9 protein-coding genes are annotated in these 13,117 nt (G+C 71.3%); 5 read left to right on the top strand and 4 right to left on the bottom strand.

The genetic code is table 11. The features are described from left to right. The first annotated feature begins 77 nt into the window (after positions 1–77). Positions 78–1,385 carry a DUF6777 domain-containing protein gene (locus OG538_RS34120; protein WP_406099459.1) on the top strand — a complete coding sequence of 436 codons (1,308 nt, stop codon included), beginning with the start codon at positions 78–80 and terminating at the stop codon, positions 1,383–1,385. 226 nt (positions 1,386–1,611) lie between these two features. Here OG538_RS34120 and OG538_RS34115 read toward each other — a convergent pair whose 3' ends face one another. Next, on the bottom strand, positions 1,612–2,385 hold the full coding sequence (locus OG538_RS34115) for an AraC family transcriptional regulator (protein ID WP_406099458.1): 774 nt from the start codon (positions 2,383–2,385) through the stop codon (positions 1,612–1,614). A gap of 182 nt (positions 2,386–2,567) precedes the next feature. On the opposite strand from OG538_RS34115, the gene OG538_RS34110 reads away from it, so the two are divergent. After that, a complete protein-coding gene (locus OG538_RS34110; protein ID WP_406099457.1) occupies positions 2,568–3,239 on the top strand; it encodes an alpha/beta fold hydrolase in 672 nt (223 codons plus the stop codon). A 113-nt stretch (positions 3,240–3,352) separates the two neighbouring features. On the opposite strand, the gene OG538_RS34105 is transcribed toward OG538_RS34110, so the two are convergent. Further along, a complete protein-coding gene (locus OG538_RS34105; RefSeq protein WP_406099456.1) occupies positions 3,353–5,242 on the bottom strand; it encodes a rhamnogalacturonan lyase in 1,890 nt (629 codons plus the stop codon). A gap of 203 nt (positions 5,243–5,445) precedes the next feature. Here OG538_RS34105 and OG538_RS34100 point away from each other — a divergent pair, with 203 nt between their 5' ends. After that, positions 5,446–7,518 carry a SpoIIE family protein phosphatase gene (locus tag OG538_RS34100; protein ID WP_406099455.1) on the top strand — a complete coding sequence of 691 codons (2,073 nt, stop codon included), beginning with the start codon at positions 5,446–5,448 and terminating at the stop codon, positions 7,516–7,518. Positions 7,519–7,583: 65 nt separating this feature from the next. Further along, positions 7,584–9,779, top strand: coding sequence for a hypothetical protein (locus OG538_RS34095; protein WP_406099454.1), 2,196 nt, complete (start codon positions 7,584–7,586; stop codon positions 9,777–9,779). Positions 9,780–9,878: 99 nt separating this feature from the next. Here OG538_RS34095 and OG538_RS34090 read toward each other — a convergent pair whose 3' ends face one another. Both OG538_RS34090 and OG538_RS34085 read right to left on the bottom strand, forming a co-directional pair. After that, entirely contained in the window at positions 9,879–10,367 is a 489-nt protein-coding gene (locus OG538_RS34090) for a lamin tail domain-containing protein (protein WP_406099453.1), read from the bottom strand. A 424-nt stretch (positions 10,368–10,791) separates the two neighbouring features. Next, positions 10,792–11,439, bottom strand: coding sequence for a DUF6629 family protein (locus OG538_RS34085; RefSeq protein ID WP_406099451.1), 648 nt, complete (start codon positions 11,437–11,439; stop codon positions 10,792–10,794). Between the two features lie 282 nt (positions 11,440–11,721). Between OG538_RS34085 and OG538_RS34080 the strand changes: the two genes are divergently transcribed. Next, positions 11,722–13,026 carry a pectate lyase gene (locus OG538_RS34080; protein ID WP_406099450.1) on the top strand — a complete coding sequence of 435 codons (1,305 nt, stop codon included), beginning with the start codon at positions 11,722–11,724 and terminating at the stop codon, positions 13,024–13,026. Positions 13,027–13,117: the final 91 nt, after the last annotated feature.

The following is a 13,117-nucleotide window of genomic DNA, read 5'->3' as shown; positions in this document are numbered from 1 at the left end:
GGCCGCGCGGGTAGCGGGCACACAATGGCTGATATCGAAATAATTCGGTTACGACCCTGGCGTGGGAAAGAAGAGCCGTGAGTGACCAGCCGCCGTCGTCCGGCCGCCCCACGGGGCCGCCGTCAGGACCTCTTTCTGGTCCTTCGCAGGAAGGGCCCGTTCCTCCGCCTCCCGAGCGGCCGTCCGGCCCGCCGTCCGGCCCGCCCTCCGGAGGCGGCCACGGCGGGCCCGCCGGTCCCGGCGGCCCCGGTGAGACCCCGCAGGGCCCCGGACGGGGCCCCCGCACCCCTTGGTGGCGGTCGGTCCCCAAGGTGGCGACGATCGCCATCGCCCTGGTGGCGGCAGTGGTGCTGACCGTCGTCCTCACCCGGCCGGGCGGGTCGGACAAGGCGGGCGGTGAGGTCTTCCTCCAGGCGGCCGGCTCGACCGGCCCCGACCCGTTCACCGGCTCGACCGCGCGCAGCAGCGCGGGCGACACGACGCCGACGGACGCACCGAGCCCGGTGGCGAGCCCCACCCGGACACAGTCGTCCCACGTCACGCAGGGCGTGGACGGTTCGGCCCCGGGTCTGTACGGCGGCACGCGCAAGGTCGCCGCCTGTGACGTGGAGAAACAGATCACCGCCCTCACGGACCAACCGGCGAAGAACAAGGCCTTCGCCTCGGTCGAGGGCATCGCCCCCTCCCGTGTCCCCGCGTATCTGCGTGCGCTCACACCCGTTCAGCTGCGGCTCGACACCCGTGTGACCAACCACGGCTATCAGAACGGCGCGGCCACGAGCTACCAGGCAGTCCTCCAGGCCGGAACGGCGGTGATGATCGACAACCGCGGGGTGCCCAGGGTCCGGTGCGCCTGCGGCAACCCGCTGCTGCCGCCGGTCGCGCTGAAGGGGACGCCCGAACAGAAGGGCGACCCCTGGCCGGGGTACCGGGCCGGGAACGTCGTGGTGGTGGAGCCGGCCGCGCAGCCGGTGGACGTGTTCATCATGTTCGACCCCAGGACCAAGGGCTGGTTCAAGCGGGACGCGGGTGACACGGGTGGCGGCGACAAGAAGACCGAAACGCCCGCCGACGCGAGCACCGCACCGTGTCCGCCGCGCTCCGGCGGTGGTTCGGCGGAGCCCTGCCCCAAGGACTCCTCCTCGCGTTCTCCCGCGTCGGATGAACCCTCGTCACCCGCGACGAAGTCCGGCGAGCCGTCCCCGCAACCACCCTCGCCGCCTCCCTCGTCCGAGGAGCCGCCCCCGTCACCGCCGCCCTCCTCCGAGGCGCCCCCGACATCGGAATCGGCCCCCGAACCCGTGACGCCGCAGACCGCGGAGTCGCAGGCACCACCGCCCGCGCCGCCGGGCTCGGGGAACGACACGGCGGGCAGGACGGCGTAGGGCTCGGCACCGCCCCGCCCGCGGGCCGTGCACCATGGCCGTGCACCACGGGGGCGTCGCCATCGCGGGCCGGGGGGCGCCGTACCGTCGGGCTGCCGCCGAAGACGTCATGCATCGGCGGCTGCCGGATCATGCGAGATCGCCGGGTGTCGGCGCCCATCGTCGAGGAGGACCGCGCCATCCTGATCGGGCTGCCCGGCACTTCACTTCATGGACCCCGTTCGCCTCAGGTGTGGGCAGCGTCGCGGCGACTCGTGCGGTAGCGGCCCGGGGTCGTCCCGATGATGCCGGTGAACGCTGCGATGAAGCTGCTGGGGTTGGCCCATCCGCAGGCGGAGGCGGTTCGGGTGGTGTCGTGGCCGTCGGCGAGGAGCACGAGCGCGTGGTAGACGCGCAGTTGTGTGCGCCACTCGTAGAAGGTCATGCCGAGTTCGTTGCGGAACAGTCGGCTGAGGGTGCGGGCGCCGGCTCCGGTGGCCTTCCCGAGTTCCGCCAGCGTGGAGTTGTCCGCCGGGGTCTCGTGGAGCAGTCGGGCGATGGCCTGCAGTCGGTCGTCCCGTGGCTCGGGCAGGTGCAGTGGCTGTTCGTCCGATTCGTGGAGTTCATCGACAAGGACCCGAAGGAGGCGACTGCGTGCGGGGCGGCTGTAGTGCGGCGCGTCGTCGTTGCGGGAGGGGCCTGTCAGAGCGAGCAGGACCTCCCGGGCGAGGCCGGAGGCCAGGAACACGGCGGGACGGTCCGGGACGAGCCGGGCCAGGGAGGGTGCGAGAAAGACGATCCGCATGTCGGTATCGCCGTGGGCGCGGTGGTAGTGCGTGAACCCGGCGGGCGTCCAGGCGACCCGGTTGGCGGGAACAATCGACGTGCCGCGCTCGGTGTGAACTGCCAGGACCCCGCCGGCCGCGTAGACCAGGTGTCCCCGGGCGTGCGACTGCGCTGCGCTTGCTTCGCCGGACGGCCAGCTGTGGCGCCCGCCGGACGGCCATACATGTGACGTCACACCGGTGATCGGGCGAGGTTGGCGGCGAACAGGCATCAGTTGGCACTTTAGCGGTAGCAGGCCGCCTCTCGATCCGGTGAGACTCATACATGCGGTGGTCCTGGGTCACGCAAGGGTCCTACCGGACCAGGTGCCATGGAGGCAGCACGGCTCGATGCCGCACCCGAGAGAAGGAGAGACAGATGGCGACGTTCGTGCTTGTGCCCGGCGCTTGGAAGGGCTCCTGGTCGTACGAGGCGGTGGTTCCGCTGCTGGAGCGAGCCGGTCATGCCGTTCACGCCCTGACTCTGACCGGTCTGCGGCCGGACGACGACGATGCGACACTCGCGACCGCCAACCTCGACACGCACGCCCACGACGTACTGGGCCTCCTCGATCGCGCCCACATCACCGACGCGACGTTGGTCGGCCACAGCTACGCCGGGATGGTGATCGCCGCCGCCGCCGACCGCGCCGGCGGCCGGATCTCGCGACTGGTGCATCTGGACGCCTACGTACCTCTCGACGGCGAGTCGTGCTGGACCTCGACGAACGAGCACTTCCGGGACGTGTTCGCCGCCGGTGCCGCGGAGACCGGTTACGCCGTACGACCGCCGGCCGGCGGCGACCCCCGCCGTCGGCCCCATCCCCTCGCCTCCTTCCTGCAGACGGTCCGGCTCACGGGGGCCCTCGCCCACGTCCCCCGCCGGGAGTTCGTCTACTGCTCGGGATGGGAGGAGCGGACGCCGTTCACTGAGCTCCGCGCCCGGCTCCGAGCCGATCCGCAGTGGCGGGTCCACGACCTCCCGACCGGTCACGACGCCATGCATGAGGCCCCGGAGGCGGTCGCGGCCCTGCTGCTCGGCCGGTCGTGAACGGATCGGCCGGCCCATCGACGAGGGCCCCCGTCGAGGGCCGGTCGGCGGCTTCGGGTGAGTCACCCGCAGCCGCCTTCTCATGGGCGCCGGACGCAGTGCCTCAGCACCCCTCAGTGCGTGGACACGGCCGGTCGGGGGGCCGTCGCCATTCCGCTCCCGATGTAGAAGCTCGGGTGCGGCGGCTGGTTGTAGGCAGTGTTCTGCCAAGCCAGGGCCGTGCGGTAGGTCGTGTCGTGCAGCAGGGTGGTGATCTTCGTACCGGTCTCGTACGGCGTGGAGTAGATCCGCAGAGCGGTGTTGTCCGTGGTCGCCCAGACCACTTCCTCGCGCCAGTCGCCGAACAGGTCGCCCGAGATCGCGGGGGTGGCCTTGGTCCCGTTGTTCGAATGGACCGACGCCCCGGTCAGCTGCCGGGTGTCGCCGGAGGTGCCGTACTTGTCGATGTGGGTACCGTCGAGGAGTTCTCGGGTGGTGTCGCCGTCCCACCAGGACAGAAAGTTGGCGCTGGACGGCTTGCGGCTCGCGACGACGGTGCCCTTGGGGTTGCGCAGCCCGTCGGCCGCCGACGACCAGGACTCGGCGCCGGCGCTGCCGGACCAGATGTCGTCGCTGACACCACGTCCGTTGTCGCCGTCGGCGGGAGTCGACCAGATGATCTGGCCCGTCCTCGCGTCCGCCATCCACGACGAGGGCTTCGAACCGTCCTCGTCGACCTTGAACTCCTCCAGTCCCGGCCGGGACGGGTCCAGGTCACCGACGTGCATGGCGTCGCCGTGGCCGTTCTTCGTGGTCCACAGGGCGTTGCCGTTGTCGTCGACGGCCATCGATCCGTAGACGATCTCGTCCTTGCCGTCCGCGTCGACGTCCGCGACCGACAACTGGTGGTTGCCCTGGCCGTCGTACCCCTTGCCGGAGTTGGTCGAGCTGTTGGTGTCGAAGGTCCAGCGCCGGGTGAACGCCCCGTTCCGCCAGTCCCACGCGGCGATCACCGTACGCGTGTAGTAGCCGCGGGCCATGATCAGCGAGGGCCGGGAACCGTCGAGGTAGGCGGTGCCTGCGAGGAAGCGGTCGACCCGGTTGCCGTAGCTGTCGCCCCAGGAGGAGACGGTGCCGCGCGCGGGGACGTAGTCGACGGTGCCCATGGCGGCGCCCGTCTGCCCGTTGAACATGGTCAGGTACTCCGGGCCGGACAGGACGTAGCCGGAGGAGTTGCGGTGGTCGGCCGATGAGCTGCCGATCACCGCCCCCCTGCCGTCGACGCTGCCGTCCGCGGTCTTCATCGCGACCTCGGCCCTGCCGTCGCCGTCGTAGTCGTACACCTGGAACTGCGTGTAGTGCGCGCCCGAACGGATGTTGCGGCCCATATCGACGCGCCACAGCCGGGTGCCGTCGAGTTTGATCCCGTCGACGATCGTGTTGCCCGTGTAGCCCGACTGGGAGTTGTCCTTGGCGTTGGTCGGCTGCCACTTCAGTACGAAGTCGAGGGCGCCGTCGCCGTCGAGGTCGCCGACGGACGCGTCGTTGGCCTCGTAGGTGTAGGCGACGCCGTCGGGGGTCGTGCCGCCGGCGGGCGGGCTGAGTGGCACGTCCTTGTATCCGCTGCGGAACTGGATCGCGTGCACGGAGTCGCTCTGCTCGACGCCGCCGACGATCGCGCGCACCGTGTAGTCCGCCGAGTTGGGGGCGCCGGCGTGGAAGTAGTTCGTCGAGCCGGTGACGGGTGAGGCGTTGACCTTGGTACCGGCCCGGTAGACGTTGAAGGACACGTTGTCGGCGTCGGTGGCGAGCCAGCGCCAGCTGATCAGATTGCCCGCGTCGGTGTGGACGCTGACGACGCCGCGGTCCAGCGCCTCCGCCTGGCGGGCGGTCGCTGCCTGTGAGGTCTGGCCGGTGACGACCAGTCCCGCGGCGGCCAGCAGACCCGCCGTGACGGCACCGAGCACGGTGCGGGTCCGGGTGGTACGGCGTCTGCGGGGGGAACGAGGATGCTCAGGAGCCACGGTGCGTGCCTTCCGGAGTGGGGGTGTCGGGTACACCTCAGTGCCCGCCGGCGCCGGAAAGGTTGCCGTGCGTGCGTACCCGATCCTCGGCGGGGCGGCGTCACCCGTTTGCCGCAGCGCGGTGGCGGGCCGGACCGAGTGTGCGCAGGCTGTCGGCAGAGCTGCCGATTCACAGGGGTGGCGGAGCCAGATGGGGGTGCGAGGTGCCGGACACCGGTGCACCGGTCCCAGGAACGCCGGCGGCCGACGAGATGGCGGGCGCGCTCCTGGACGCGCTGTTCAGCCAGTCCGCGGTGGGACTTCACGTCCTGGACACGGAACTGCGGGTGGAATACGTCAACGCGCTGTCGGACGCGGTGGCCCCCGAGCAGATCGTAGGGCTCCACTTCACCCAGGCGTACTGGCTCGACGACCCCGAGGAGGCGGAGCTGCTGCTGCGTGGGGTGCTGGACACCGGAACGCCGGTCCTCAACCAGGTGATCCGCGGGCGGCTCATGGCCGCGCCCGGCCCCAGCCACAGTCTGACCGTGACCGTCCACCGCCTGGACGATCCCTCCGGGCGGCCGCTCGGACTGCTGGCTGCGGTGGTGGACGTGAACGAACGGGTCAAGGCCCAAGCCCGGGCGGAGTGCCTGGTGTCCGTGCGCAGGGAGGTCGGTCGCTCACTGGATGTGGCTGCGACCTGCGAGGGGCTTGTCGCTGCCCTGGTGCCGCAGTTCGCCGACTTCGCCGTCGTCGAGGTGGTGGACGAGGTCCTGCGCGGGACGGACCCGCCGATCAGCCCGCTGAAAGGTGACGTCCCCCTGCGCCGCGCAGCGGTGCGGGGAACAGACTCCGACGACGTGGTCGGCGAGTTGCGACGGCTGCCTGAGAACACCCCGTTCGCGCTCGCTGTCACCGACCTTCGCCCGCGCCTCGTCGCACTCGACGAACACGTCTCCTGGCTCGACTCGGATCGCGCCACGGCGCGACTGATCGAGACGACCGGAGCCCACTCGCTGATCGTCGCGCCGCTGAAACTGCACGGCGCGGTGCTCGGTCTGGTGAGTCTGTACCGGCAGGGGGACTCCGAACCGTACGACGCGTACGACCTCACCCTCGCAGTGACCGCCGCCGCCCACGCGGCCCTGAGTATCGAGAACGCGCTCCGCTACGCCCGCGAGCATGTGGTCGCGTCGATCGTCCAGCGCAGACTGCTGCCCCAGCACGACGGTGCCCGGATCGCCATCGAGACCGCGCATGTGCTGCTTCCGGGACGCAACAGCGGCTGCTGGTTCGACACCATCGGGCTGTCCGGTGCGCGGACGGCGCTGATCATCGGCAACGTCGAGGGGCACGGACTCCAGACCGCGATCACCATGGGGCAGCTCCGCACGGTCATCCACGCGCTGGCAGGCCTCGACCTGGATCCCGACGAGGTACTGGCCCGTCTGAACGACACGGCCGACCGGCTCGCCATCGAGCGGCGGTCCCTGCCGCCCGGCGACTCGCTGCACCGCCAGTCGCTGAAGGCGACCTGCCTGTACGCGGTCTACGATCCGTTCACCCGGACCTGCACGATGGCGCGGGCGGGGCATCCGGCGCCGGTCGCGGTCGCTCCGGACGGTCGCCCGCTCGTCCTCGACGTGCCCGAGGGGCCGCCGCTGTTCTCCGACGACAGCGCCCCGTTCGCCACCGCGACCGTCGAACTCGACGAAGGCAGTCTGCTGGCCTTCCTCACCACATCGCTGCTGCCCGCCGACCGGTCCGTGACCACGGTGCAGGACGCCCTCGCCCATCCGGAGCGCCGTCTGCAGGAGCTGTGCGACGCCATCGTCTACAACCTCCCCGCCGAAGCCCACCCGGACGGCGCCGCACTCATGCTCGCCAGGACGGGCGTGGTCCCGCCCGACAGGGTCGCGACCTGGGAGCTGGCCCACGACCGGTCCACTCCCGCCATCGCCCGCACCCTGGTCCGCGACCGGCTCGAAGGCTGGAACCTCGGCGAGGAGACGATCGAGGCGACCGAGCTGATCGTGAGCGAGCTGATCACCAACGCGGTCCGCTACGGAACCCCGCCGCTCCATCTGCGGCTCCTGCTGGACCGCACCCTCACCTGCGAGGTCCATGACACCAGCCCGGTGGCGCCGCACCTGCGCCACGCCCGCACGGTGGACGAGGGCGGCCGCGGCCTGTTCATCGTCTCCCAGCTCGCCACGCACTGGGGCACCCGGTACAGCACCGCCGGAAAGGCCCTGTGGACCGAGCAGGAGGTCTCGGCGCACGACCGCTCCTGACGGGCCGGCGCCGGCGGGGGCCGCTCCCGCTCGCAGCATCGCCCAGGGAGACGGAGCATGAGGGCATGGGCACGGGCAGGGAGACGTTCAGCGGTGAGCCGCACCCCCTGCGTGCCGTCGCCTTCGTGCTGGCCGCCCTGTGCACGCTGGTGATGGCCCTCACCGCGACTGCGCGCAGCACCCTGGTCTCCCCCTCCTTCTACCAGTCGGTCCTCGACGGCCAAGAGGCGTACGACCGGTTGTACGACGAGGTCCTCGTCGATCCCGATGCGTCGGGTGTCACCAGGGACCTCCTCGCGCGACTGCCGGTTCCGGAAGCGATCATCACCTCGAACATCAAGGTGGTGCTGCCGCCGGAGAAGGTCCGGGACCTGACCCACCAGCAGATCGACAGCGTGGTCGGCTACCTGCGCGGCGACCTCGGCACACTGCGGCTGACCGTGGACCTGCGGCCGATCGCCGACAACCTCGGCGCCCTCACCCAGATCTACTTCGGTGATCTCGTCGCCTCGCTGCAGAACCGGGCCGACCCCGACTTCGCCGCGTTCTCGGCCGATCTCGACCGGGCGCTGGAGGATTTGGTTGCCGGGCGGGTCCCGGACGGTCTGCCGGCGCTGCCGCTCTCTCCAGGACAGGCCGAGCAGGCGACGGACGCACTGCTGCGGTCAGTGCCGGCCGGCAGCCGGGCGGCGCTGCGCCCGGAGGTCTCGGTCGCCCTGGCCGAGGGCGATGTGGCCACGGCCCTGGCTGCCGTGGCCCCGGCAGCGGTGTCGGAACGGACCCGGGCCTCGGCGGCCGGCCTGCGGGCCGCGGTCGGTGACGGCACCTGGGACGTGACGCAGGTGCTCGCCGCTTCGGGGAACGAGCTGGACACCGTCCACCGGGCGCGTGCGGTGACGCACGAGGGCCTCGGGCTGGTGGAAGCCATCGCCACCGTGCTGGGTGTGGCGTCCCTCGTCGTGCTGTGGTTCGCATCCGCGGCCGGTCCCGGCAGACGGCTGACGGCCATGGGCTGGGCCCTTGCGTCGGGCGCGGCCCTCACCGGTCTCGTGGTGCTGATCGCGCGCCTGCTCACCGGCGGCCGGGTGGTGACCCCGCCGGCCTCCTGGCCGGCGAGCGTGACCGCACTGGTGGACGATCTCCAGCGTGCCGCCTTCGACCGGATCGCCGTCACCGCGCTGACCACCGCACTGGTCCCGCTCGCGATCGGAGCACTGCTGGTCGCAGCGGGGTGGGCCGTCGTGGCGCGGCCCCGGCCGTCGTTCACCGCACCCCGGGTCCGCGGGGTGGCCGCGGGGGCCGGCTGCGCCGCGATGGCGGGGGTGCTGCTCGTACCCCTGGGCGTGAACCAGACCGTTGCGCGCGCATGCCAGGGCAGCGCCCGGCTGTGTCAGATGCGGTACGACGAGGTGGCCTACGTGACCTCGCACAACGCCAACTCGACGACGTACGACCGGTTCATCGGACCACTGCAGGACCCCGGCATCACGGCGCAGCTCGACGCGGGGGCGCGGGCGCTGCAGATCGACACCTACCACTGGGAGACGTCGCAGGAGATCACGCAGCGGCTGGACAGCCCCGACTTCTCCCCGGAGCAGCGGCGGCTCATCGCCTCGGCGATCGACCGGCTCAATCCGCCGCGGAAGGGCCTGTGGCTGTGCCACGCCGTGTGCCGGGCGGGGGCGATCGAGCTGGTGCCCACGCTCACCGCGCTGGGCACCTGGATGCGCGAGCATCCGAGTGAGGTGGTCACGCTGATCGTGCAGGACGCGATCAGTGGCGAGGAGACCGAACAGGCCTTCCGGCAGGCGGGACTCGATGACCTGCTCCACACCCCGGACCCCGATCCGCACAAGGCGTGGCCGACGCTGGGCGAGATGGTCGACAGCGGCCGGCGGCTCGTGGTCTTCGCCGAGGCGGCCGACGGGCCGGCGCCCTGGTACCGCAACTTCTACCGGTACGGAATGGAGACGCCGTTCGCGTTCCGCTCCCCCGCCGAAATGAACTGCGTCCCGCAACGCGGCGACACCGGCAAGCGGCTGTTCCTGCTGAACCACTTCATCACGGTGGCGGGCGGCAGCCGTCTGGACGCCGGGAAGGTCAACGCCCGGGACTGGGTACTGGAGCGGGCCCACCGATGCGAGCGGGAACGGGGCAGCCCGGTGAACTTCGTCGCCGTCGACTACACGACGATCGGGGATGTCCGCGGGGCGGTGGCGGCGCTCAACGAGGAGCGGGTGAAGGCTGCCGACGCCTCCTGACGCGAACGCGGGTGCGGCGCACCACGGTGGTCGGGCCGTGGTGCGCCGCGTTCAGGACGCCGGCAGCCGCCCAGGGTTCATTGGGCGGCTGCCGACGGGTCAGCGGCGGCCGCCGTAACGGTGGCCCCAGGACTTGGAGTCGACCTTGTGGCCGTTCGCGTCCCGCAGGGTCGCCGTGTCGCTGTTGTCCCACACGTAGCGGCGGAGGTCCTGGTAGACGTCGGTGCGGGTGTCGCGGCCGACGCCGGTGTGCACACGCACCGAGGAGCGGCCGGGCAGACGCAGGTCGAAGCGGTAGGTGCGGTGGCTCTCGTCGCGGAGGGTCCAGCCGCGCAGGTTGACCGAGTGTCGGCCCGTGTTGGTGACGGTGACCCACTCGCCGTTCAGGCTCCGGTTCGAACCGAAGTCACGGCCGGGGCTGTTGTACTGGATCTTGCCGAGAACGACGGCCGAGTGGGCGTGACCGCGTCCGTGGCCGTGGTCGTGGCCGTGGCCGTGACCGTCGGCGACCGCCGGGAGTGCGGCGGCGGCGACCAGCGCGCCGGAGGCGAGAACAGCAGCGGTGATCCGTCGTGCGGAACGGGACATGAAGACCCCTCAAGTGCAGGCCCGGGCCGAGTGGTCCAGGCGTTGTTCGGCCCCGGCGTCGTGCCGGGAAGGCATACTTTGACCCGGTTGCCTCGGGTCCGGTACACCACCTCGGAGCGTGTTACAGGATGCAGACATTTCCGTCACACGCGGTTGTACGCGACATCCACCGAAACCTCCGGGTACCTGTCAATCACTGCCCGCTGCACCCACCCCCGTGGCACCGGGTTGACGGAAGCGCGACGCACTGCCGCTCGCCCGTCGCGCCCCCGCCCGATCCCCTCACCGGGCGCCCTGGGACCCGTAACAGCAACGGCACGGCCGGACCTGAACGTCCGTGCGGTTACCCGGGGAACGCAGCACAAAGGTTCTTTCGAACGGCGGCCGAGGACAGGCGGCGCCACCACGCCGTCCACCCTGGCCGTCACGCTCGGGCAGGCCGGGCGTGGTCGTCGTCGAAATCGGACCGGGGCCTCCCGGACCAGCCGAGCAGGACCACCGAGCAGACGGCGGCGAACGCGCACCAGGTGGAGATGAACTCCAGGCGCCACAGCGCGGCGCAGACGGCGGCCCCGCCCGCGACCAGCAGCCCGAGCCACACGAGCAGCCGGTCGCCGGACAGGAGCAACGCTCCGACGGTTGCCAGCAGGTAGGCCGCCACCAGCAGCCCGGGGCGCGGCAGGTCGAGCGAGTACCCGAGGGTGTGCCCACGGATCTGCGCCGTCACCGGCCGGGTCGCCAGGCTGTACGCGAGGGCGGCCGAGGCCGCCACCCCCGCCGCCAGCGGCAGCGCGAGCCGGCGCCGGGCCCTCGCCGGGGCGGCGCACAGGACACTCAGCGGAACCCAGAGCGCCAGGACCGGCAGGGCGATGACCGCCCAGGCCACAGTGGCCGGACCGGTACCGCCGTCCGCCCGCCAGACCACGGACTCGACGATCTGATGGGCGCCCAGCAGCAGCGGCAGCGCCGCGAGCGGGAGGTCCCGGACGCGGCGGGTGCGGGCCACGGATGCCGCGCCGATCGCCGCGATCGCCGTACCCGCGACGAGATCGGCGGTCGCACTCCAGCACATGGCGTCACCCTGGGGTTTCTCGTCCGTGACGGCCGGTCCGCGCCGCGGCCGCTCCCCGTTCACGCTACGGTCCGCCCCCGCGGGAGCCGAACCATGACACTCCCACTTCTTGACCGGTCCATGCCGTTGACGTACCGTCACCGCTGTTCTCATACAAGAACTCGGTTCACCATACGGAACATCACGGGACGTCGTTCCGATGGTCGAGGGATTGCCTACCACCGCACCAAACCACTCATTGGTGCCTGCGGAGGACACCGCAGGCGGTGAAAGGAATACCCAGTGCGTACCAGAAATCAGCATGCCAGACGCAGAGGCGGCCGGGCAGCCGCCTCGTTCGTCGCGATAGCCTCGCTCGTTCTCGCGGGGCTCACTGCTCTCTTCGCGACCGGTTCCGCGACGGCGGCCCCCGCAGTCGGCTCGTACAGCCTGACGAACGCCGCTAGCGGACTGTGCCTGGAGGTCCCCGGCGCGGGAACCTCCGACGGCACCCAGCTCGGCCAGCGGTCCTGCAGCGGCGCCGCGAACCAGACGTGGCAGCTCAAGACCTCCGGCAGCGGCTACACCCTGACCGCCGCGCACAGCGCCAAGTGCGCCGGGGTCCGTGACGCATCGACGAGCGCGGGCAAGGCCGTGGAGCAGCAGGGCTGCACCGGCGGCGCCGGCCAGGTGTGGACGCTCTCCCAGGTCAGCGGCAGCATCTACCAGGTGGTCAATGCCAACGGCGGCAAGTGCCTGAACGTGAAGGACAGTTCGACCGCGGCCGGCGCCCTGGTCCAGCAGAACTCCTGCGACTCGGTGACCAGCAAGCGCTGGACGTTCACCGCGGCCGGGTCGACCCCGACCGACCCGCCGACCGACCCGCCGACCGACCCGCCGACGGACCCCGGCTCCCCGCCCGCCTGGCCCACGGCCACCAGCAGCCAGGCCCTGTCCTCGACGATGAAGGTCTCGGGCACTTACGACGGCGGTTTGAAGCGCTTCTACGGGAGTGGCGACCTGGGCAGTGACGGCCAGGACGAGGACCAGCCGGCGCTGATCGAACTGGCCGACGGCGCCACGCTGCAGAACGCCATCCTCGGCTCCCCGGCCGCCGACGGTGTGCACTGCCTGGGCGCCTGCACACTGAAGAACGTGTGGTGGGAGGACGTGGGCGAGGACGCCGCCACGTTCCTCGGCAGCTCCTCCTCGCTGGTGCGCACCATCGACGGCGGCGGCGCGAAGCTGGCGGACGACAAGGTGTTCCAGCACAACGGCGGAGGCACCCTGATCATCAAGAACTTCCAGGTCAAGGACTTCGGCAAGCTCTACCGCTCGTGCGGCAACTGCTCGACCCAGTACGGCCGGCACGTCCAGGTACAGAACGTCTGGGTCACCGCGCCGGGCGACGGTCTCGTCGGGATCAATCCCAACTACGGTGACACGGCCCGCCTCTCCGGCGTGACGATCTACGACGACGGCGACCGTGACATCGACGTCTGCACCAAGTACAAGGGTGTGACGAGCGGCGAGCCCAGCAAGACGGGCACCGGCCCCGACAGCACGAACTGCCTGTACGCCACCTCCGACATCACCTATGTCGACTGATCACCGGTGACATGCCGGGCCCGCCCGTTCCGGCGCACCGGGGCGGGCGGGCCCGCGCTGGTCTCCGTGCCCCCACCCGCCGGCGGGCTCG

The organism is Streptomyces sp. NBC_01013, assembly GCF_045162765.1.
Lineage (GTDB): Bacteria > Actinomycetota > Actinomycetes > Streptomycetales > Streptomycetaceae > Streptomyces.
Note: the sequence above shows the minus strand (reverse complement) of the source record. Positions and strands in the feature narration are given on the sequence as shown.